Here is a 21547-nt window from a genome sequence, read left to right as displayed (position 1 = left end):
GCTCAATCATTATCATAGAAGATTTTTATTTACAGACTTTTCTTCATAGTCTCTAATTCTCTGATTCCCAATTCAAATACACTTTCTTTTTCTTTGACATAAGGATTCAACGTAATTCCCTTTAAGCTATCCCTTTTAAATTTATAATCCACATAAGGTATTAAAATATTTTCACGTTTAAATTGGCCTTTTTTTAGAATTCCATCTTGTCCAGTAGTTTCTTCCAATAATAATTCTTCTGGTATTTTCAATATAACCCTATACTCATTTTCACATGAAAAAGAATCATTTTTGAAAAAACATCTCATATTATTAATCGCCTCTTTGAATGCCCATTGAATATGACTCTGGTATTTTTCAATGGTACCTTCTTGTAAATATACTTCATATAAATTATCTAGAAGAGCTTTAATACACTTTTGTTTATCCATTCTTTGATATAAACTATTCCCCGCAAATATTACAAATAATGAATTCCTCCTCTTTGCATAATTCTTTCTTTTACTTCTTCCGCAGAATCAAATCCTTCTGCTGCCAAGCTTTCTGTTGCCTCATTTAACGCATCCTGGACGCCTTCTCTCATTTCGTCAATTCTCTGCATTGCAAACTTTTTACCCAACCCGATAGCTACCGCTTCATCCTCAAAAGATTCTTTTGTAATTTTTCGTATATCATAAATCCCACCAATTCCTAAAGACATATTTTCTGTGCTACTCTCATAAATCATTGTGCTGACCATGTCATATGCCGGCGCAAGACGAATGTCATTCAAATTTTCTGCATAAAGCAACGATACATTTTTTATATGATTATCTGTATTTCCAATTAGATAATTAAAGATACAAATATCCCACAATTTTTTCTGATCTTCTAATGGATTTGAAGAACATTTTCTAATCACTTCAAACATTTTCTTGTGAATCCTTCCGGCAAAAGACCTTCAAAAAAATATCTTGTCCTTTTTTCATCAAAGGTTTTCTCTTCTAAAGGTAAGCTAATAGAAATTGGTTTTCCATTCTTTTCTATGTAACTATCATCATAAGAAAAACAAGCATCTACTGAAGAATCCCCAACAATCTTACCTACATATTCCTGTTTTCCGTTTTTCTCAATATAAACAGATAATATTCTACTCATCTGATCCCCTCTTTTCTATTTTTATATCCATTCCTAACAGTTGAATTAACTGTAAAGCTTTTCCAATCTCTGCCGTCTTCTTCCCTCTTTCTAAGTCAGAAATAAAACTGATACTGAATCCAGTAAATTCTGCCAAATCACTCTGCGTATAACCTAATTCTTTTCTTCTTGCCCTTATAGTTGCTCCTAATGTTATCGAATCTATAATTTTCATATTGTCTCCATAAAATTAGCCGTTCGGCTTTATTTTGTTTTCAATTTGATTTTTTAAGCCGTTCGGCTTTATTCCTGTGATTTATATATAAAATAAGCCGTTCGGCTTTGTCAACAATAAAATAATCTTCCCACGTACGAAAAAGCACCTACAAGGTGCTTTTTAATGTGATGTCAAAGTCCTTCCTTTCGGTAAGCGTTTAGGAAGTTGTTCGCAAATTTTAATATCTTGAAATATGTACATCACACCCCTCCCAAGCTAACTGGCTCATGAATTTCTATCCCCTCTTCCAACGCAGCTTCAAGCCACGCCTTTTTTGCATCCTGTGCATTTTCTACTGCACTTTCTATTGTTTCGCCACAAGTAATACAGCCTGGCAAATCTGGATAAAAAACTACAAATCCTCCCTCTTCTTTGTCTTCTACAATTTCCATACGGTAGGACATTGCCATGTAATCGTTCAAGGTTTTCATTCATCTTCTCCTCGCGTTACTAAAACATATCTCCAAACATTTCTCCCTCTATATTACTTATTTGTTCAATTGGGATAACTGTCTTATCTTCCATAACAACTGTATGTTCATATTCATCAATCTTTTTTACACAACCAGAGCAGGAAATATATGCTCCCCCGGCTTTTTTATTATCCGGTACAAAATATGTGATTCTAATCCTTTGTTGTGTACCAATGGTTTCTGCAATCAGGTTCAGCTTTACATTTATTTCTGCTATAACTTCATCACTCAACATCAATTTTTCATCTGTTCGCCTTGCAGTTTCCTTAATGGCTGCTTCGTGTCCGGTAAGTGCCGCAAAAGGTGAAAACTGTGCTGCCCTGTCAGAAAGGGGCATACGAGGATGTTTCGTTGAAGTTGGATTCGGCAGATTTATAATATCATCATAGCTGTGATTGTCTTGATTCTTCATAATCTTCCTCCGTTTACAATGGCATAGGTGTCCGTATTTATTTTTCTATGCCTTATGTCCACCTATCTGTTCGTTACGGTCTTTGGCTGTTGCTCCCTCCTGAAGGTTCATTCCTTTCAAAATGGCATTCTTCCCGAATTTCTTTTTTATTGTAAGCATTGTCTGTTGCATACGTCTTTCACGTTCTAAAACCACTTCTTCTTCAGCTCGCTCCTGTTCTTTTGCTTTATAATCCGTAAAAAGATCAAGCTGCTCATACTTTTCTTCTTTCTTTGATATGCTCTCGTCTACAAGTCTGTTCGCTGTAATATTAATTCTTCTGATAAGCAGATTTTTATCCACAATTCTGTCATACAGCTCCATCACAGCATCTGTAATCAGCATTGTTGACGATGTCTGCCTTTTCAGATTCGTTGTTCCGTGAGCATGTTTTGGAACTTTTCTTCCATATCTGTCAATCGTAACATCACCATTATATTTCCCGCTCCTATTTGGGTCTGTCAGATTTTCTATATCATAACCTACAGTCAATACAACCTGATCGGTAACAAGTCCCTTATCAACTAGATCCAAAACCATAAGATCGGTCATCTCTTTTACAGCCAGCTTCGCCTTATCAAAATCATACGGGCAGTGAAGTACTTGTCCGGAGCTTACACTGTTAGTTTCCGGCTTGTACGCCTTGACATGCTCCAAAGTACAAGGCTCGTATCCCCAGGCATGATCTATCAACAATTCTGCATTGATTCCAAACAGCTTATAAAGAAGTTCTTCGTTATACAGTTCATTTGATTTTCCAATAGAACACCTTGCAATATCTCCCATCGTAAAAAGTCCGTGTTCTTCCAGCTTCTTTGCATAACCTTTGCCTACTCTCCAAAAGTCTGTAATCGGTCTGTGACTCCATAATTGTCTGCGGTATGACATTTCATCCAGTTCGGCAATCCGCACACCATTCTCATCTGGCTCAACATGCTTTGCCACAATATCCATCGCAATCTTACACAAATACATATTCGTGCCGATTCCGGCTGTTGCTGTAATTCCTGTTGTTTTCAAAACATCCTGTATCATCGTCATGGCAAGTTCCCTTGCAGTCATCTGATAGGTGTTTAGATAATCTGTTGCATCTATGAATACTTCATCAATCGAGTAAGGGAAAATATCTTCCGGAGCAATATATTTCAGATATACACTGTAAATTTTTGTGCTATACTCCAGGTAATATGCCATACGAGGTGGTGCAACGATATAATCAATCTCTAACGCCGGATTCGTATTTAATTCTGTACTGTCATCGGATGAACCAGTAAATGATCGATTCGGTGCTTTCCACCTGCGGCTGTTATTAACTTCTTTTACCTTTTGCACGACTTCAAACAAACGCGGTCTGCCGGGTATCCCATAGCTTTTTAATGACGGAGATACCGCAAGACATATTGTTTTCTCCGTCCTGCTTTTATCAGCCACCACAAGATTTGTTGTTAAAGGATCACGATTTCGCTCTTTACATTCCACAGAAGCATAGAATGATTTGAGGTCGATTGCGATATAGGTCTTTTGCTTTGCCATCATTCTACGCCCCCTTTTTAAATTCCTTTAAGTAAATTATGCTATAGTATAATCAATTTAACAGAAAAAAGTCAACCGTATATAATATTTCTTTAACCTGAATTATTCATGGAACAATATCTGAACTAATAACTGTGCCATGAATAATTCAGGTCAATTACTCTTTTTATCTTTTTCAGAACTTTTTGGGACTATTTATTTCCTCGCGACCAATCTGCGACCAGTTCGCGACAGATTTCGCGGCAAGTCACTTCGTCTTTACAATTCATAGCGATTTCTGGTTCAATGGTCAGAAACCGCATATTTGCGCACAAAAAAATCACCGTCCCCACAGCTCCCATGTCTGTAAAAACAGTGATTGTTAGTGCGCGATCAGGGGTTCGAACCCTGGACACCCTGATTAAGAGTCAGGTGCTCTACCAACTGAGCTAATCGCGCATTCTTTTGTTTTTGTGTCTCGTGTTCCTCAACACAAATAGTATTATATATCAGTTGTTGCCAGAATGCAACCCCTTTTTTCAAATTTTTTCATTTTTTTCAAAATTATTAATTTCATATACAATTTAGACGATATCAGCAACGTTTCTTCTTTCCCGTGTCTTTGTTGCAATATCCCCTATTTAAAATTCGATACACCTCCTCGAAGGATCTGCAAATGCAGACAATCCTTCGATTCAGTCTCTGATGGCAATAACACAACTCACGGATCCCAGCTTTCCAACATTTTCCCCGTCTCATCCTGTTCTCCTGTGAATTCTACTCTTTCTATATAATATATGATGCTTATTTTCTCTGTGCAATCAGTTTATTGATTGGATTTCCCTTTTCTGAGAATTTCTGCTCATATTCTGTCATAATATTCCCCTTATTCATCTCTTCCTGATGATGTAGGTCGTAAGTATAAGCAAGCAGTTCCCATCCAGCTTCTTTCACCTGCTCCAGAGAAAAGTTGAAAAGTTCAGTATTATCTGTCTTAAATTCTACTCTTCCATTTTCCACAAGAACCTTCTCATATCTTGCAAGGAATTCTGTTGATGTTAATCTACGTTTCGCATGTCTAGCCTTTGGCCACGGATCTGAGAAGTTCAAGAAGATCTTATCCACCTCTGCCGGTGCAAACACTGCTTCAATCTCTCTTGCATCCATGCAGATAAAACGGATATTCTCAAGATTTTCAAATTCCTCTGTATCATATTTTTCAAGTGCACGAAGCAGTACGCTGGAATAACGTTCAATTCCAATAAAATTGATCTCCGGGTGAGCCTTAGCCATATTCAAAATAAACTGGCCCTTTCCCATTCCGATTTCAATCTGAATTGGTTTCTCATTTCCAAAGACCTGAGCCCACTGTCCTCTCTGCTCCTCTGGTTTCTTGATCACAGCACGATGTGCATCGATCACGCCATCTGCTCTTGGTATATTTCTTAATCTCATCTGCTATTTTTCTCCTGTTCTTCACCACAGCATTACTGCGTACTTTCTATATATAAGGTAAAACCTTCTTTGATATCTGCGGATTATTTCAGGTCTTATCATAACATGATTTTTCTCATCTCACAACTAATTACTGTCCACACAAGAAAGCCATTTTGAAGAATACTAATGACATTCTCAGACTCACAGTCTCTATCTCCAATACCTTTGGATATTTAACATAAATTATCTTTTCAGATTGCTTGTAATTTTCTCCAAAAGGTGTATTATAAAAGATATTATGAATTTCTAACAAAAAGGAGGCTGGTTATGGACTCTATTATAAACAAATTGACAGAGATTGAATCCGCCGCATCTGCAATCGTGCAACATGCAGAAGCCGAAAAGTCCGCATTAGATGAAAAATTTGACAAAAAGCGGATGGATTTCGACAAAGAGCTTGAAGCCGATACGCAGCGGCAGATTCAAGAAATTCGTGACAAACTGGAAGCGGAGACCTCACGGATCTTATCCGGGCAAAGTCAGGAGAGTCAGGATGAACTTAATGCCCTGCAGAAGGAATACGATGAAAAGCATTCTGATTATGCTCATGAGATTCTCCGACGGATCACTGAGGTGTAGCCTATGGGAAATCTACTGGAATACAGTGGTATTGTAACGAAAACCCGGGCAATGGAAGCCAAACTCCTTACCCCGGCACAGTTTGAGGAAATTGCTTCTCTACATAATGTTCCCGAGGTAGTTGAATATCTGAAGAAAGAAACTGCTTACGCAGATATTTTAGAAGAACTGGCCCCCGAACAGCTTCACAGAGGAAGTATTGAGAAGATTCTGACTCGTTCACTTTACCGCGACTACGCAAAGCTTTACCGCTTTTGTGGACAGAAACAGCGTAAGCTTATGAAGCTACGTCTGAAATCTTATGAAGTTGAGCTGATCAATTATTGTTTGAGGATTGTGATCAACCATTATCAGAAACCTTTTGATCTTGATTACAAGCGTCCTTTCTTCGACCGGTATTCACAGATATCGATCGAGAAACTGATCACCTCACGCACCACCGATGAACTGATCGAGACATTAAAGGATACAGAATATTATGAACCTTTAAAGAAATTAAAGGATTCTCCTTCTGTCACCCTATATGACTACGATCTGGCATTGAATCTTTATTATTTTACTACCCTTTGGAAAGCACGGAAAAAGGTGTTTAAAAAGGAAGATAAGGAATTATATCAGCGAGACTGCGGCACTCAGATTGATCTGCTCAATATGCAGTGGATCTACAGAGCCAAGAAATATTTTAATATGAAACCTGCTGACATTTATCAGCTGATTCTTCCGATCCACTATCGTCTGTCTACTGACTTGATCAAAGGAATGGTCGAGGCAACGACATTGGAAGAACTGCAGACACTCTGCAATCAGACTCCTTATGCCCGCCGCTATGAATCCACTGAGCAGCTTACCATGGAGCAGATGTATTCAGAATGTCTCCATCATCTGTACACCATTGACAGAAGACGGAATCCTTACTCCATCGCCGCTGTCAACACTTACCTCTTCTTAAAAGAAGAAGAAATCAAAAAGCTGACTACCGCTCTGGAATGCATCCGTTACGGACTTACACCAGGCGAAACGTTAGCGTACGTTGGAGGTAGAACCCAATGATTGTTAAAATGAAATTTATCAACATTTCCGGTCCGCGGGATGATATCGACCGTGTCACAGACTTGTATCTCTCACGTTATGAGATCCAGCTGGAGTCCGCACTGTCCGAGCTTAAGACAGTCGATAATCTTCGCCCGTTCGTAGAGCTTAATCCGTACCGGGATGTACTTGCCCAGGCAACCCAGTTCGTCGGCTATCTTCCGAATGTAGATGATGTTACACCGGATGATTCTTTAGGTCTTGACGACATGTTTGAAGTTGTTCGCAAAGCCTGCGAGGATTATGAAGGTCTGCAGGCAAAGAAAGAGAAAAAGAAAGCTAAGATTGAAGAGCTCCGTGCCAAACAGCAACTGCTCTCCCCATTCCGCCCCCTCGACTGTGATCTTCACAAGGTACTCGGATATCGATATATTACATATCGTTTCGGACGGATCGCGCTGGAATCTTATCACAAGATGAATAAATATCTGATGGATGATTTGAGTGCAATCTTCGTTGAAGGTGAACGCGATGAAAGCTTCGTATACGGCGCTTACTTCGTTTCTCCGGGAGAAGCACAAAAGGTAGATGCTGTTTTCCGTTCTCTTCATTTTGAACGCATCGAGCTGAAAGATGAATTTGAAGGGACTCCGTCTTTCGCTTACCAGTCACTGGAACGCGACATTGCAAGGATCAATCTGGAGATCCAGGATCTAGATAAAGAAGCCGGAGAGATGCTTTCTGACAGAGCTCCACAGCTCATTGCAGCGAAAAACCGTCTGGAGGAACTCTCCAAGAACTTTGACATCCGTAAGATGGCTGCCCGGATGAAAGACAGCCAGGATGATTCTTATATCCTCTGCGGATGGATGGCAGAAGATGATGTAGAGAAGTTTTTGGAAGAGATCAAAGATGATGATAAAGTCTTTGTCGTTGTCGAAGACGACCATGATGCATACTTCGGAGAACCGCCGACAAAGCTGGAAAATCCGAAGCTATTCAAACCATTTGAGATGTACATTCAGATGTATGGTCTTCCGGCTCACAATGAGATGGATCCAACCATTTTCGTAGCGATCACATACTCCTTTATTTTCGGAGTTATGTTCGGAGATGTCGGACAGGGGCTTTTGCTTTTAATCGGTGGAGCCTTGATCTATCACTTTAAGAAAGCTCCACTTGCCGGAATTATCGCAACTGCCGGTGTATTTTCCACAATCTTCGGATTTATGTTCGGAAGTATTTTCGGATTTGAAGACATCATTGAACCATTGTGGATACGACCAATCGACCATATGACTACACTGCCGTTCCTCGGCAAACTGAACACAGTGTTTATCGTTGCTGTCGCATTTGGTATGTTCCTGATCATCGTAGCAATGATCCTACATATTATCAATGCCGCAAGAAGCAAAGATATCGAAAGTACCTGGTTTGATCCAAACGGTGTGGCAGGACTTATTTTCTACATTGCCGTTGTAGTAACCATCGTTCTCTTTATGACAGGCAATCCGCTTCCAGGTGGTATTGTCATGGGTATCATGTTTGGTGTCCCGCTGCTTCTCATTTTCCTGAAAGAGCCTCTGACCCGCATGATTGAGAAACGTGCCGACAAGATGGAAACAGGCCCTGGAATGTACATCGTACAAGGCTTTTTCGAGATGTTTGAGACATTGCTCAGTTATTTCTCAAACACTATTTCCTTTATCCGTATCGGTGCATTTGCTGTCAGCCATGCCGCTATCATGGAAGTAGTACTTCAGCTGGCCGGCGCTGAAAGCGGAAATCCGAACTGGTTCGGAGTAATCTTCGGCAACCTGTTCGTATGCGGATTCGAAGGACTGATCGTAGGTATTCAGGTACTTCGTCTGGAATATTATGAGATGTTCAGCCGTTTCTACAAAGGAAGCGGACGTGCATTCGATCCATATACTAAAAAGAAAACAAAGTAACTGTTGGATCATAAATTTATGACAGCTATAAAATGTATAGAAATCAGGAGGATTCCACTATGAGTTTAGCAACAAAAATCATCTTTATCGCAGCACTTGTTTTAAGTATCATCATCCCATTCGGATATTATCTGATCGGTGAAAAGAACAAAAAACGCTACAAACGTACAATCGGTGTCAACGCATTTTTCTTCTTCGGCGCATTTGCCATTGCATCTATCATGATGCTTGCAGGTCCGGCAAATGTACAGGCTGCTGAAGCTGCCGCATCTTCCGGTGCTACAATCGCAACAGGAATGGGATATCTTGCAGCCGCACTTGTTACAGGTCTTTCCTGTATCGGCGGTGGTATCGCTGTTGCAAGTGCAGCCAGCGCAGCACTTGGAGCAATCAGCGAGGATTCCAGCGTTCTTGGTAAATCCTTGATCTTCGTAGGACTTGCCGAAGGTGTTTGTCTGTACGGACTGATCATCTCTTTCATGATCTTAGGAAATCTCTAATTTCTGATTTTCAACAGAAAGGAGCCGCCTATGAAAATGTATCTGATCAGTGACAATGTCGACACTTACACCGGAATGCGTCTTGCCGGTGTAGACGGAGTTGTCGTCCACGAACGGGATGAGCTGAAACAGGCTTTGGAAAAAGTGCTTTCCGATCCGACTGTCGGCATTGTTCTTCTGACTGAGAAGTTCGGTCAGGAATTTCCTGACATTATCGACACTTTCCGACTGGAGCGAAAGATGCCGTTATTGATCGAAATTCCTGACCGCCACGGAACCGGTCGTCAGAAAGACTTTATCACCTCATATATCACTGAGGCGATCGGACTGAAATTATAAACGCAATTATATTACGAACTAAAGGAGGGATTCCTCTTGACTCTGGAAGAAAAAATCGCACACCTGCAAACCACATCCATGGAGCAGGCCCGCTTAGAGGGAAATGTCATCATTGACACCCATCAGGCTGCCCTGGAGAAGGTTTTCGAAGATCATAAGGCAGAAGCCACAAGACAGTCAGAAACTCGCATCAAGGCGGAAGCTGCCAATGCGAAGCTCTCACTGAATCAGGCGCTCGCCAAGTCCCAGCTGGAGATCAAACGTCGTCAAAGCAAGGTTCAGCAAGAATTGAAAGACAAGATCTTCGAGGAAGCAGACGCATTAATCGATGAATTTATGAAGACGGAAGCTTATGATGATTTTCTTATCAAATGCATCCGCAAAGCGGTGGCTTTTGCCGGAAATGATGAGCTTACGATCTATATTAACCCAACTGATGAAAAAAAACGTTCTGATCTGGAAGGTGCTACAAGAGTTCATCTGACGATCAGCGCCGAAGATTTCCGGGGCGGTGTCCGTGCTGTCATCCGTTCCCGCAACATTTTGATCGATAATTCCTTCAGCACACAGCTGAAAGAACAGTATGACAAATTTGTATTTTTAGGAGGTGACGGCATTGCTTAAGACAGCGAAAATTTACGGCATCAATGGTCCCGTCATTTATCTGAAAGGCAACACAGGATTCCGTATGTCCGAGATGGTCTATGTCGGCGAACAGAAGTTAGTCGGAGAAGTCATTGCACTGGATAAAGATATGACAACCGTTCAGGTTTATGAGGAAACAACGGGGCTTCGCCCGGGCGAAGAAGTTATTGCCAGCGGAAGTCCGGTATCCGTAACACTTGCACCCGGTATCCTGAACAACATTTTTGATGGTATCGAACGTCCACTGGAAGATATCGCAGAATCCTCCGGCGGCGCATTTATCACACGCGGTGTCAGTGTCGATTCTCTGGACCGTACAAAGAAATGGAAAACACACATCACTGTAAAGCAGGGAGATTATCTCCATGCAGGTGATATTATCGCAGAAGTTCCTGAAACACATGCGATCACTCATAAATGTATGGTTCCTCCTGAAGTAGAGGGAACTGTTCTTGTGACTGTTGCAGACGGTGAATACACAATTGACGAACCTTTGGTTCGCCTGGAACTTCCTAACGGACAGGAGAAAGAACTGACAATGACTCAGCATTGGCCGATCCGTACTCCGCGACCGACTCATCACCGTTTCCCGGCATCTGTTCCGCTTGTTACCGGACAACGTATCATCGATACCATGTTCCCGATTGCAAAGGGCGGTACCGCTGCCATCCCTGGAGGATTCGGAACCGGAAAGACCATGACACAGCATCAGATTGCGAAATGGGCCGATGCAGATATCATCATCTATATCGGATGCGGTGAGCGTGGAAATGAGATGACACAGGTTTTGGAAGAGTTCAGCGAACTGACCGATCCTCGTACCGGCAAACCTCTGATGGACCGTACTACACTGATTGCCAATACTTCCAACATGCCTGTTGCTGCCCGTGAAGCCAGCATTTACACCGGACTCACTCTGGCAGAATATTACCGTGACATGGGCTACGATGTAGCGATCATGGCCGACTCCACTTCCCGTTGGGCTGAGGCTCTTCGAGAACTTTCCGGACGTCTGGAAGAGATGCCTGCCGAGGAAGGTTTCCCGGCTTATCTTGCGTCCCGTCTGTCTGCGTTCTACGAGCGCGCCGGAATGATGCATAACTTAAACGGAACAGACGGTTCTGTCACGATCATCGGTGCTGTCTCCCCACAAGGTGGTGACTTCTCCGAGCCGGTTACACAGAACACCAAACGATTCGTCCGCTGCTTCTGGGGACTGGATAAGAGCCTTGCCTATGCAAGACATTTCCCGGCCATCCACTGGCTGACAAGTTACAGTGAGTATCTGAACGACTTAAGTCACTGGTATCAGGACAATGTATCTCCGAAATTCGTTGATTACCGCAACCGTCTGATGGCACTTTTGAATCAGGAAAGCAGTCTTCTTGAGATTGTAAAACTGATCGGAAGCGACGTACTCCCGGATGATCAGAAACTTGTCCTTGAGATTGCCCGTGTGATTCGTCTTGGTTTCCTGCAGCAAAATGCATTCCACCCGGATGACACCTGCGTTTCTATGGAAAAACAGTTCTTGATGATGGATACGATCCTGTACCTTTACAAGCAGGCACGTACCCTTGTCACAATGGGACATCCGATGTCCGTATTAAAATCTGAGAATATTTTCGATCGTGTCATTGCGATCAAATATGATGTTCCAAATAACCGCCCGGAAATGTTTGCACAGTATCACAGAGATATTGACGCTTTCTATCAGCACGTACTTGAGAAAAATGCATAAGGAGGGACCACTATCATGTCAATTGAATATCTTGGCTTAAGCAGTATCAACGGCCCTCTGATCGTGTTAGAGGGCGTACAGGACGCCTTTTACGATGAGATCGTAGAATTTGTCGTAGACGGCACAGAACGCAAAATAGGACGTATTGTAGAGATTTACGAAGACAAGGCAGTAATCCAGGTCTTCGAAGGTTCTGAAAATATGTCCCTGAAAAATACACATACGAAACTGACCGGACACCCGATGGAGATTGCACTCTCCCCGGATATCCTTGGCCGTACCTTCAACGGTATCGGACAGCCGATCGATGACCTCGGGCCGCTTGTCTCCACTTTAAAAAGAGATGTGAACGGACTTCCGCTCAACCCGGTCCGCAGAGAATACCCAAGAAACTATATCCACACCGGAATTTCCGCGATCGACGGACTGACAACTCTGATTCGTGGACAGAAGCTTCCGATTTTCTCCGGAAATGGACTTCCGCACGATCAGCTTGCTGCACAGATTGTAAAACAGGCTTCTCTTGGAAGCGATTCTGATGAAAAATTTGCAATCGTATTCGCTGCTATGGGTGTCAAACATGACGTTGCTGATTTCTTCCGTAACACATTTGAAGAAAGCGGTGTTGCCGATCATGTAGCAATGTTTTTGAATCTGGCAAATGACCCGGTTGTAGAACGTCTGATCACGCCAAAGGTTGCACTGACAGCTGCGGAGTATCTGGCATTTGAACAAAATATGCATATCCTCGTTATCCTTACCGATATGACTTCTTTCGCAGAAGCCATGCGTGAGGTCTCTTCCTCAAAAGGAGAAATTCCTAGCCGTAAAGGATTCCCGGGATATCTGTATAGTGAACTGGCAACCATCTACGAACGTGCCGGTATTGTACAAGGCGTAAACGGATCTGTAACACAGCTTCCGATCTTGACTATGCCAAACGACGATATCACGCATCCGATTCCTGACCTAACGGGATATATCACCGAGGGACAGATTGTACTTGACCGCCCGCTCCATGGGCAGTCAATCTATCCTCCGATCAATATCCTGCCATCCCTTTCCCGTCTGATGAAGGACGGTATCGGAGAAGGTTTTACACGTGAAGATCATCAGGATCTTGCCAATCAGTTATTCTCCGCTTATGCAAAAGTTGGAGATGCAAGAAATCTGGCTTCTGTTATCGGTGAAGATGAACTTTCACCACTGGATAAGAAATATTTGGAATTCGGAATCGACTTTGAACAGCACTACATCGGACAGGGTGTTAATGAGAACCGTACGATGGAAGAGACTTTGGATCTGGGATGGAAACTTTTAGGAAAACTCCCTAGAGAAGAACTCGACCGTGTTGATACGAAGATTCTTGATAAATACTATAAACCTGCTGTAGAAGACTAGGGAAAGGAGGGAGCTTCATGGATCCACGTACATTTCCAACAAAAGGTAATCTGATGCTGGCCAAGAACTCTCTTGCACTTGCCCGGCAGGGTTATGATCTGATGGATAAGAAGCGTAACATCCTGATTCGTGAACTGATGGATCTGATTGAAGAAGCACGCACCATACAGGAAGAGATTGATTCAACATTTACTTATGCGTATCAATGTCTGCAGCGTGCTAATATCGAAAACGGTATCAGCATGGTAGAACAGCTCGCCTACACTGTACCGATTGAAAATTCCATAACGATCCAGACGCGAAGTATCATGGGAACCGAGATTCCTCATGTGAAATATATCCCGGACGCAGGTCAGCCGACCTATGCCTTCAGTACCACAAAGGAATCGATTGATATTGCCCGTGAGGCCTTCCGCAAGGTAAAAGACCTTACGATCAAGCTCTCCATGGTTGAAAACGCCGCTTACCGTCTCGCAAGTAATATCAAGAAGACGCAGAAACGAGCAAATGCTCTCCAGAACATTACAATTCCAATGTATTCAAATCTGGTCTATTCGATCACCAATGCACTGGAAGAAAAAGAGCGTGAAGAGTTCACGCGTCTGAAAGTGATCAAGAGAATGAAAGAGAAAAAAGCCTCCGGTTAACGGGGGCTTTTCCTTTCCACAGGATACTATTCTCAGTATGCCTGAATTCTCATATTGCAACAACGATCTGATATTCTTTTTCAAAAGTCTCTCCGCTCTCTACCTTATTAATTCCAGGCTTCTCAGAGATTTCTTTATCAAATCCAATATTATCGCATCTTCCCATCCATGGTTCCAGGCAGACAAACGGTGCGTCTTTTACAGACCAGATTCCATAGCTTGGGAATCCTTCTGACTTAACTCCCACATACGGAGTTCCGTCTTTATGACAGATCCATGCTTCTTCAATCTGCGTATTATCAAAGATCAACGCATCATTTTCAAAAAGTTCTTCTGTCAACGGATATGTCTCTTCATTTAGTTTCATCTCATGCAGTTTCTCCGGATCAGGAGCCATTTCTTTCATATTGATCAGACAATACTTCAATTCATCTTTTCCAGGGAACTTCAGAATATAATCTGTCTTTCCTTCCTCGTTCTTTGCAAAGCGGAAGGCCGGATGCGCTCCGATTGTGAAATAAATTGTCTCATCAGACGGGTTCTTTACTTCCCATTTTACATGGAGTACATTTTTTTCCAGTGTATAAGTAATGAAAAGTTCAAAATCAAATGGATAAACTTCCTTCATCTCTTCTGTTGATGTCAGAAGAAAGATTGATGTTTCTTTGCCTGCATGAATACATTTGAACTCACTGTCTCTTGCAAATCCATGCTGTGATGTCGGATAGTGTGTGCCGTTGATCTTCACTGTGTTCTTATAGGTTTTTCCCACATTTGGAAATAGCACCGGTGAATGACGTTTCCAAAATTTGGGTTCTGCATCCCAGAGAAGATCTGTACCTGTTTTCTTGTTATACAGTTTTGTCAGCTCCGCACCATGCTCAGCAATCTCTACGCTAAGCACATCATTCTCCATTTTAATCATGCTTTTTGTTCCTCCTTTATTCCCCTTAATTATTATCAGACTGCTCTACCTGTACGCAATTGTCTACCAGATAATCCAGTACTTTATCACGAAGGATTGCATCTTTCAGAACATCTTCTCCCACCTGCTCTTTGTAGGTATCCAGATCTGCTCCGGCTTTGTCCGCATACTCCTGCATTCCTTCTTTATATTCCTTATCAGACGGTTCCAGTTTCTCTTTCTTGGCGATCAGTTTTACAGCTTCTTCAAGCTGAACAGCCTGCTTTGCTGAGTCTTCAATTTTTTTGTTAAATTGATCTTCTGTCATCTTCAGATAAGTTGTAATAAAATCACTCAGCTCTACTCCGTACATCTGTGCGATCTGTGTATAGTAATCATTTGCCTGTTTCACCTGCTCATCTACTGCACCGTCAGGATATTTATTTACCTCTATCTGATCCAGTAAAGCAGTCTGTACTTCTTGTTTCAACTGTGAATTACCTGAATCGTCCTGCTGCTCCTGAAGAGAATTTTTTACCTCTTCCTTGTATTCATCAACCGTCTTGCTGCTTTCACTATTATTTGCAACCCACTCGTCTGTAAGCTCCGGTGTTACTTTTTGATAAATCTTATTCAATACAATGTGGAAATTTGCCGGTTTTCCTGCAAGATCAGAACTCTGATAATTCTCAGGAAACTGTACAGTGATATCAAACTCTTCGCCGGTATTATGTCCCACAATCTGGTCTTCAAATCCCTGATAATCGCCTGAAGCTCCGATAAACGATCCTGATCCAAGTTCCAGATCATATCCTGTAGCTGTGCCACCGTCAAATGCAACTCCATCCAGAGTTCCTGTATAGTCAATATTTACCCAGTCTCCGCTCTGTGCCGCGCGGTCTGTTACATCCTGTTCTGGCGCAGCAGCTTCCAGTCTGGACTGTATCTCCTGCTCTACAGAATCATCGGACACCTCGTTTTTGGCAACCTCTGTTACTTCAAGTCCTTTATATTTGTTCACTGTCACATAATCATTAGACAACTTACCACTTCCGCATCCTGCTAAAGATGCTGTCATCAGAACCGCTGTAAGAACCGCAATCACTCTTTTTTTCATTTTCCTGTTTCTCCTCTTTTATAATTTCTTTTTTATTTTTTTGTCTTATCCACTATAAAAGTGGTGACAGTAATCTGGAAAACTGTTCCTTGAACCGGATCAGTAAATTCCTCTCCTCATATATCTTTCGTGTCACTTGCGTACTCTTTGTCATATCATTCTCAAAAGCTCTTTCCAACCTCTGCACTGTACGCTCACTATAGATTGTTGCATTCACTTCAAAATTCAGGCCAAAACTTCGGATGTCCATATTCGCTGTACCTACGCAGGCAACCATGCCATCTACTGATAATGTCTTTGCGTGAAGGAATCCATTATTATAGACATAACATTTTGCGCCTGCTGCAACCATCTCCCCAATATAAGAATACGTTGCCCAGTAAACGAATGGATGATCTGGTTTGCATGGGATCATAATTCTGACATCTACCCCGGATCTGCTTGCAATCTTCAACGCATCCAGAATGGACGCATCCGGTATGAAATACGGTGTCTGTATATAAACATGATTTCTTGCACTGTGGATCAGATGAAGATAATTGTCATGGATTGTCTTCGTCTGTGAATCCGGTCCACTTGAGATAATCTGTACCGGATCAAATCCATGCCTGTCATACTGCGGAATCTCAAACAAATGATCTTCCAAAAACAAGTTCTCATGAGCTGCATAATTCCAATCCAGGACAAACCTCACTGCAAGAGATGTGACCGCTGCACCTTCAATACACAAATGTGTATCTCTCCAATAACCAAACTTTTCATCTTTTCCAATATATTCCCTGCCTACATTGAAACCACCAACAAAGCCAACCTTTCCATCAATCACGACAATCTTTCTGTGATTTCGATAATTCACACGCATCTGAAGCTGTCCCAGAATCGCCGGGAAGAATTCTGCGACCCGAATTCCTTCGCATTTCAGCCTGTCCCAATCTCTTTTGTGCATGGTACGACATCCCATACTGTCAAACAAAACTCTGACTTCTACACCTTCATGTGCTTTCTCGATCAATACCTTCTCTATATCCTGCCACACTTCATCGTTCCTGATAATATAATACTGTACATGGATATATTTCTTCGCGCGTTTCATTTCCTCGATCAGTGCATGAAACTTCTCTTTACCATCTGTATAAATACGGATATCATTATTATCTGTCAGAACTGCCTGTCCGGCCTCCAGATTATAAAGCACAAGATCCCGGAACCGGTTAAGTGCCGGACTCGTCATCTTCAGCTGCCTGTGATAAATGGTTTCCTCCTGCCTTCGCACAGCGTATTTCAGCTCACCTTCAATCTCCTTCGCCTTAAACATCTTATTCTTGTGATAATCCTGCCCTATGATCAGATATAGAATAAATCCGACAATCGGAATAAAATAAAGCAAAAGCAGCCATGTCCATACTGCCTGCGGTGATCTTCTTTCAAAGAATACAATAATCAGAGATAAAAGAATATTAATGATAACGATATTCTTCATAATAAAATGAAAAACCATCACCACTGTGTTCCATATTGTCTCTGCCATTCAACTCTTCCTTTCTCTTAATCAACGTGAAAATATTATTGCTCACTATACCCCATCATATTCTTCGGACAGCGCGTTACTGTTCACACGATGTGCGACCAGCAACGCATCTCGCCATTTTAAATCGCCTTTGGCGATGGGGCGAGATGCATTCAAGTCAAAACACGCATCCTCCGTGTCAATCAGCAGAGTGATTGACACGGGAGTGAACAGTAACGCCAGCGCTGCTATCTTTCTGCAAACAATAATAAACCACCATAATACATAGTATACTCGGTTTACGTCTTAAAAGTAACCCCAAATTGTAAAATTGTCCCCTGTCTGCTTGCACTTTGTAATAAAGAATGTTACAATATTAAATGCGAATTAAGCGGAAAATAGTATATAGGAGGGTTTTATCGTGAGTACACCTATGATAATCATGCTCATCGTCCTCGTAGTTCTCATCGGGGTTTGCGTAGCACTCTATTTCTTCGGAAAGAAAGCGCAGAAGAAGCAGGCTGAACAACAACAGCAGATGGACGCAGTTGCGCAGACCGTCAGCATGCTCATTATTGATAAAAAGAAGATGAAGCTAAAAGATGCAGGACTCCCGGCCGTTGTTCTTGAGAATACACCAAAGTATTTAAGACGTTCTAAAGTACCGGTTGTAAAAGCAAAGGTTGGACCAAAGGTTATGACTCTGATGTGTGATGCAAAGGTTTTCGAAGTTCTTCCGGTGAAGAAAGAAGCGAAAGTCGTTGTAAGTGGTATCTATATCACAGGCATTAAGAGTGTCCGCGGTGGTCTTGATATTCCAGAGAAAAAGAAGAAAAAAAGATTTTTCTCAAAGAAAGAAAAATAAAAACACCATTAAAATAAGTTCAGTCAAACAATTCGACTGAACTTATTTTTTTAATTCTTGTTCTTTTGTTCTTTTCTCACTGCTTCATATTTTTTCAGCTCATCCAACGCCTGACCACCCATCAGATACAGGATCACTGTATTGAATACCGTCATCAGCCCGATCCCGACATCGCCCAGATCCCATACAAATGTATACGCTGCGATTCCTCCGATGAATAACATCACAAGCGCGAGCACTTTATATGCTGTCTGGGATGCCCAGTTGTCTCCAAACAGATAAGCCACATTACTTCTTGCATAAAACAGAATTCCAAGAAATGTAGAAAAACTGAACAGGAACAGCATCACTGCGATAAAAATCACCCCTGCTTCTCCAAGATGATATCTCATCGCTGTCTGAAGCAGTTCCATTCCTGCAAGTCCCTCAATCTGATCCTGTGGAACAAGCAACATGATCATCGCTGTACAGCTGCAGATTACAATTGTGTCGATAAATACGCCCAATGCCTGAACAAGTCCTGCCTTTACCGGGAGATCACACTCTGCCGCAGCCGCTGCACATGGAGCAGATCCTGAACCGGCTTCATTTGAGAACAATCCTCTCTTCACTCCATTCATCAAAACAGCTCCAAAACCACCTGCTGCCACCTGACGGACTCCAAATGCTTCCTCAAAAATACGTGAGAACACACCCGGTATGCTGGACAGATTCGTAAGGATCAAAAATACTGTGATCAGGAAATAACACACTGCCATAATCGGAACAACAACATCCAGAACCTTTACTGTTGCATTCTTTCGAAGCACGATCACTGCTGCCAGAACCACCAAAATCACAGTTGTATAAATCGGTGGGATAGAAAATGCATTTTCAAACGAAGACGTCACTGAATTACTGATCACCTGGCTAATACCACACCAACAGATTAATCCTGAAATTGCAAACAATACCGCGATCACTGAATATCTCTTTTTCTTTCCTTGATGTTCTTCCATGTAGTGATGGATATAATATGCCGGACCTCCGCGATATCCTCCATACAACGGATCTTTTTCTTTATGAAGCTGTGCAAGTGTTGCCTCAACAAATGCTGTGGAAGAACCGATCAGTGCCGTGATCCACATCCAGAACACTGCTCCGGCTCCACCGGCTGAAATAGCTGCAACAACACCTACCAGATTCCCCATTCCCACACGGGTTGCTGTTGATACAATCAGTGTCTGAAAATTAGACAACCCATCCTCTTTCCCTTTTTTACTATTCAACGATCTTACCATCTCCGGGAAAAGACGGATTGGAAGAAATCTTGTACGGATTGTGAAATAAATTCCTGTTGGAATCAACAGAATAATCAGAAGTGATATTCCCACACTTCCGCCGCCTGGAAGCGGTATCTGAAACAGATCGCCCCATAAAAACGAATATACTTTCTCGATCAGTGTTATTACCATCATCTTATCCTCTCATTCTTATCTTTTTCATTTTTCCGCCTGCTTATCCAAAAATGCCTCGGCGTTCTTGTATCTTAACTAAGCACTGAAAACTTTCCACTGTCCTTGGAAACAATATTCATCCGTATCTTACAGTCTGCCATCGGTTCATGATTTACGTCCAGTTCATAATCAATCTGGACCGCTATCTTATCTTCTTCAAAATCAACCTGAAGGTGTCTCGTATTCACTCCGATCAGCATCTGTCCATAAGGCGTCTTATAAAATGTCTGATTCTTTTTATTTTTCTCAAAGATCATATGAGAGTTTGAAAGACCGCTTTTCACGATCTCTACACATTCATCTCCGTTAATCTTAATTCTGTTCTTGATCACTCCGGAAGTTCCTTCTACAACTTCCTCGTAGACAATATAATGTTTTCCGTTCTTCAAATAATATGTTGCTGGTGTCACAACTTCGATTGCTTCGTTCTCATCATCTTCTACCTCCGGAGTGACCGCCACAATCTCCTCATGCATTCCGGAAATACTTACCAATACATCTTTTGTCATAAATGAATTCTCCATAGAAAAGAATCAGGAAAATTTCGTTCCGTCAGTCTTTCCGCAACCAACGTACAAGCACGAAATAACTTTCCTGATTCAAAATTACTAATTAATACTCTTCAATATTTACTACATTCGTTGTCGGAACATCAAATGGCATCACTGTATTCGCAAACTTCCTGAACTTCTCAGCCGCATCGCTGACATAGAAGGAATACTCACTATGATGTTCTGTCGTCTCATCATTCGCCATCTCTTCCTCTTCCAACAGACGTTTCAGATCCATCGCTGTCTCATATGCAGGATTCACAATCTGAATCTTATCCCCCATATATTCTCTGATCTTAGATCTGAGAAGCGGATAATGCGTACATCCAAGGATCATCGCATCAATATCTGTATTGCGCATGGATTCGAGATAATACTCAATAATCTCTCTTGTCACAATATGTTCTTTGAATCCCTCTTCCACTAACGGTACGAAAAGAGGACAGGCTTTCTCAATCACTTCAATCTTAGGATTCATTCCCTGAATCACTTTCGTATACATTCCACTCTGAACCGTTGCTTCAGTACCTACCACACCGACTTTTCCATTCGTTGTAGCTTCTACCGCTGCTCTCGCTCCCGGAATGACTACTCCAATGATCGGAAGGTCAAACTCATCCTTCACTGCATCCAATGCAAGCGCACTCGCCGTATTACATGCGATCACAATTGCTTTCACCTGTTTCGTCCTCAGGAAACGGATAATCTGTTCTGAAAAACGAATGATCGTGTTTTGTGATTTACTACCGTATGGAACACGCGCCGTATCCCCAAAATAAACAATGTTCTCATACGGCAATTGTCTTGATATCTCTCTCGCTACAGTCAGTCCTCCGACTCCTGAATCAAACACCCCGATCGGTGCCATCTTTTTATTCTTCATGTCCGTCAAAGTTCTCCCCTTAATCTATCCTTATCAGTTATTTTTATCTTATCGCAGATACACAA

Annotated in this window: 23 protein-coding genes, 1 tRNA gene and 1 pseudogene; 10 read left to right on the top strand and 15 right to left on the bottom strand. The window is 41.9% G+C overall.

Features of this window, described 5'->3' with window-relative positions; genetic code table 11:
- Positions 1-29: 29 nt before the first annotated feature.
- The 9 genes and pseudogenes from LI126_RS13145 to trmB form a co-directional block, all read right to left on the bottom strand.
- Entirely contained in the window at positions 30-431 is a 402-nt protein-coding gene (locus LI126_RS13145; protein WP_227165534.1) for a hypothetical protein, read from the bottom strand.
- Between the two features lie 29 nt (positions 432-460).
- Positions 461-910, bottom strand: coding sequence for a HipA domain-containing protein (locus LI126_RS13140; RefSeq protein ID WP_055148391.1), 450 nt, complete (start codon positions 908-910; stop codon positions 461-463).
- The gene (locus LI126_RS13135; protein ID WP_227165533.1) at positions 898-1137 is read right to left on the bottom strand and encodes a HipA N-terminal domain-containing protein; all 240 of its coding nucleotides are present in this window, start codon (positions 1135-1137) and stop codon (positions 898-900) included. The genes LI126_RS13140 and LI126_RS13135 overlap by 13 nt, the downstream gene beginning before the upstream one ends.
- Positions 1130-1351, bottom strand: a complete 222-nt coding sequence (locus LI126_RS13130) for a helix-turn-helix domain-containing protein (RefSeq protein WP_055148387.1) — start codon at positions 1349-1351, stop codon at positions 1130-1132. Before LI126_RS13130 ends, LI126_RS13135 begins: the two co-directional genes overlap by 8 nt.
- Positions 1352-1605: 254 nt before the next feature.
- Positions 1606-1824, bottom strand: a pseudogene (locus tag LI126_RS13125) (type II toxin-antitoxin system HicB family antitoxin); the annotation flags it as partial.
- A gap of 19 nt (positions 1825-1843) precedes the next feature.
- The gene (locus tag LI126_RS13120; RefSeq protein WP_227165532.1) at positions 1844-2278 is read right to left on the bottom strand and encodes a hypothetical protein; all 435 of its coding nucleotides are present in this window, start codon (positions 2276-2278) and stop codon (positions 1844-1846) included.
- A 45-nt stretch (positions 2279-2323) separates the two neighbouring features.
- A complete protein-coding gene (locus LI126_RS13115; RefSeq protein WP_227165535.1) occupies positions 2324-3850 on the bottom strand; it encodes a Y-family DNA polymerase in 1527 nt (508 codons plus the stop codon).
- 365 nt (positions 3851-4215) lie between these two features.
- A tRNA-Lys gene (locus LI126_RS13110) sits at positions 4216-4288 on the bottom strand.
- A gap of 345 nt (positions 4289-4633) precedes the next feature.
- Positions 4634-5284: a tRNA (guanosine(46)-N7)-methyltransferase TrmB gene (trmB, locus tag LI126_RS13105; protein ID WP_054754104.1), complete on the bottom strand. Its 651-nt coding sequence runs from the start codon at positions 5282-5284 to the stop codon at positions 4634-4636.
- Positions 5285-5593: 309 nt separating this feature from the next.
- On the opposite strand from trmB, the gene LI126_RS13100 reads away from it, so the two are divergent.
- Genes LI126_RS13100 through LI126_RS13060 form a run of 9 tightly spaced genes read left to right on the top strand, consistent with a single transcriptional unit; the run spans position 5594 to position 14159 of the window.
- Positions 5594-5905 carry a hypothetical protein gene (locus LI126_RS13100; protein WP_055148383.1) on the top strand — a complete coding sequence of 104 codons (312 nt, stop codon included), beginning with the start codon at positions 5594-5596 and terminating at the stop codon, positions 5903-5905.
- A 3-nt stretch (positions 5906-5908) separates the two neighbouring features.
- Complete coding sequence (locus LI126_RS13095; protein WP_020436812.1) at positions 5909-6955, top strand: V0D/AC39 family V-type ATPase subunit; 1047 nt, start codon at positions 5909-5911, stop codon at positions 6953-6955.
- Positions 6952-8886, top strand: a complete 1935-nt coding sequence (locus LI126_RS13090) for a V-type ATP synthase subunit I (protein ID WP_117499328.1) — start codon at positions 6952-6954, stop codon at positions 8884-8886. Before LI126_RS13095 ends, LI126_RS13090 begins: the two co-directional genes overlap by 4 nt.
- Before the next feature lie 59 nt (positions 8887-8945).
- The gene (locus LI126_RS13085) at positions 8946-9386 is read left to right on the top strand and encodes an ATP synthase subunit C (protein ID WP_015529375.1); all 441 of its coding nucleotides are present in this window, start codon (positions 8946-8948) and stop codon (positions 9384-9386) included.
- A gap of 30 nt (positions 9387-9416) precedes the next feature.
- Complete coding sequence (locus LI126_RS13080; RefSeq protein ID WP_020436810.1) at positions 9417-9725, top strand: V-type ATP synthase subunit F; 309 nt, start codon at positions 9417-9419, stop codon at positions 9723-9725.
- Positions 9726-9761: 36 nt separating this feature from the next.
- Positions 9762-10349: a V-type ATP synthase subunit E gene (locus LI126_RS13075; RefSeq protein WP_055148380.1), complete on the top strand. Its 588-nt coding sequence runs from the start codon at positions 9762-9764 to the stop codon at positions 10347-10349.
- Positions 10342-12111 carry a V-type ATP synthase subunit A gene (locus tag LI126_RS13070; RefSeq protein ID WP_020436808.1) on the top strand — a complete coding sequence of 590 codons (1770 nt, stop codon included), beginning with the start codon at positions 10342-10344 and terminating at the stop codon, positions 12109-12111. The genes LI126_RS13075 and LI126_RS13070 overlap by 8 nt, the downstream gene beginning before the upstream one ends.
- Before the next feature lie 15 nt (positions 12112-12126).
- Positions 12127-13512 carry a V-type ATP synthase subunit B gene (locus tag LI126_RS13065; RefSeq protein ID WP_117499326.1) on the top strand — a complete coding sequence of 462 codons (1386 nt, stop codon included), beginning with the start codon at positions 12127-12129 and terminating at the stop codon, positions 13510-13512.
- Between the two features lie 17 nt (positions 13513-13529).
- Positions 13530-14159, top strand: coding sequence for a V-type ATP synthase subunit D (locus LI126_RS13060; protein ID WP_055166441.1), 630 nt, complete (start codon positions 13530-13532; stop codon positions 14157-14159).
- 49 nt (positions 14160-14208) lie between these two features.
- Here LI126_RS13060 and LI126_RS13055 read toward each other — a convergent pair whose 3' ends face one another.
- From LI126_RS13055 to cls, 3 genes are read right to left on the bottom strand one after another with little or no spacing between them, the layout of a single operon-like run.
- Positions 14209-15081 (bottom strand): aldose 1-epimerase family protein, encoded by an 873-nt coding sequence (locus LI126_RS13055; RefSeq protein ID WP_055173467.1) that lies wholly within the window; start codon positions 15079-15081, stop codon positions 14209-14211.
- 28 nt (positions 15082-15109) lie between these two features.
- Positions 15110-16180: a trigger factor gene (tig, locus tag LI126_RS13050; protein ID WP_055148377.1), complete on the bottom strand. Its 1071-nt coding sequence runs from the start codon at positions 16178-16180 to the stop codon at positions 15110-15112.
- A 52-nt stretch (positions 16181-16232) separates the two neighbouring features.
- Positions 16233-17708 carry a cardiolipin synthase gene (gene cls, locus LI126_RS13045; RefSeq protein WP_020436804.1) on the bottom strand — a complete coding sequence of 492 codons (1476 nt, stop codon included), beginning with the start codon at positions 17706-17708 and terminating at the stop codon, positions 16233-16235.
- Between the two features lie 400 nt (positions 17709-18108).
- On the opposite strand from cls, the gene LI126_RS13040 reads away from it, so the two are divergent.
- A complete protein-coding gene (locus LI126_RS13040; protein ID WP_117499323.1) occupies positions 18109-18552 on the top strand; it encodes a hypothetical protein in 444 nt (147 codons plus the stop codon).
- A gap of 50 nt (positions 18553-18602) precedes the next feature.
- On the opposite strand, the gene LI126_RS13035 is transcribed toward LI126_RS13040, so the two are convergent.
- From LI126_RS13035 to murI, 3 genes are all read right to left on the bottom strand, one after another.
- A complete protein-coding gene (locus LI126_RS13035; protein WP_117499321.1) occupies positions 18603-20006 on the bottom strand; it encodes an alanine/glycine:cation symporter family protein in 1404 nt (467 codons plus the stop codon).
- 74 nt (positions 20007-20080) lie between these two features.
- Positions 20081-20557: a DUF1934 domain-containing protein gene (locus LI126_RS13030; RefSeq protein ID WP_020436801.1), complete on the bottom strand. Its 477-nt coding sequence runs from the start codon at positions 20555-20557 to the stop codon at positions 20081-20083.
- A gap of 103 nt (positions 20558-20660) precedes the next feature.
- On the bottom strand, positions 20661-21482 hold the full coding sequence (murI, locus tag LI126_RS13025; RefSeq protein WP_015529384.1) for a glutamate racemase: 822 nt from the start codon (positions 21480-21482) through the stop codon (positions 20661-20663).
- Positions 21483-21547: the final 65 nt, after the last annotated feature.

It is taken from the genome of Mediterraneibacter sp. 210702-DFI.5.30, assembly GCF_020560115.1.
GTDB lineage: Bacteria > Bacillota > Clostridia > Lachnospirales > Lachnospiraceae > Mediterraneibacter > Mediterraneibacter faecis.
Note: the sequence above shows the minus strand (reverse complement) of the source record. Positions and strands in the feature narration are given on the sequence as shown.

Coding starts and splice junctions, on each gene's coding strand:
- LI126_RS13145 (WP_227165534.1), bottom strand. CDS start 431: ATGGATAAACAAAAGTGTATTAAAGCTCTTCTAGATAATTTATATGAA.
- LI126_RS13140 (WP_055148391.1), bottom strand. CDS start 910: ATGTTTGAAGTGATTAGAAAATGTTCTTCAAATCCATTAGAAGATCAG.
- LI126_RS13135 (WP_227165533.1), bottom strand. CDS start 1,137: ATGAGTAGAATATTATCTGTTTATATTGAGAAAAACGGAAAACAGGAA.
- LI126_RS13130 (WP_055148387.1), bottom strand. CDS start 1,351: ATGAAAATTATAGATTCGATAACATTAGGAGCAACTATAAGGGCAAGA.
- LI126_RS13120 (WP_227165532.1), bottom strand. CDS start 2,278: ATGAAGAATCAAGACAATCACAGCTATGATGATATTATAAATCTGCCG.
- LI126_RS13115 (WP_227165535.1), bottom strand. CDS start 3,850: ATGGCAAAGCAAAAGACCTATATCGCAATCGACCTCAAATCATTCTAT.
- trmB (WP_054754104.1), bottom strand. CDS start 5,284: ATGAGATTAAGAAATATACCAAGAGCAGATGGCGTGATCGATGCACAT.
- LI126_RS13100 (WP_055148383.1), top strand. CDS start 5,594: ATGGACTCTATTATAAACAAATTGACAGAGATTGAATCCGCCGCATCT.
- LI126_RS13095 (WP_020436812.1), top strand. CDS start 5,909: ATGGGAAATCTACTGGAATACAGTGGTATTGTAACGAAAACCCGGGCA.
- LI126_RS13090 (WP_117499328.1), top strand. CDS start 6,952: ATGATTGTTAAAATGAAATTTATCAACATTTCCGGTCCGCGGGATGAT.
- LI126_RS13085 (WP_015529375.1), top strand. CDS start 8,946: ATGAGTTTAGCAACAAAAATCATCTTTATCGCAGCACTTGTTTTAAGT.
- LI126_RS13080 (WP_020436810.1), top strand. CDS start 9,417: ATGAAAATGTATCTGATCAGTGACAATGTCGACACTTACACCGGAATG.
- LI126_RS13065 (WP_117499326.1), top strand. CDS start 12,127: ATGTCAATTGAATATCTTGGCTTAAGCAGTATCAACGGCCCTCTGATC.
- LI126_RS13060 (WP_055166441.1), top strand. CDS start 13,530: ATGGATCCACGTACATTTCCAACAAAAGGTAATCTGATGCTGGCCAAG.
- tig (WP_055148377.1), bottom strand. CDS start 16,180: ATGAAAAAAAGAGTGATTGCGGTTCTTACAGCGGTTCTGATGACAGCA.
- cls (WP_020436804.1), bottom strand. CDS start 17,708: ATGGCAGAGACAATATGGAACACAGTGGTGATGGTTTTTCATTTTATT.
- LI126_RS13035 (WP_117499321.1), bottom strand. CDS start 20,006: ATGGTAATAACACTGATCGAGAAAGTATATTCGTTTTTATGGGGCGAT.
- LI126_RS13030 (WP_020436801.1), bottom strand. CDS start 20,557: ATGACAAAAGATGTATTGGTAAGTATTTCCGGAATGCATGAGGAGATT.
- murI (WP_015529384.1), bottom strand. CDS start 21,482: ATGAAGAATAAAAAGATGGCACCGATCGGGGTGTTTGATTCAGGAGTC.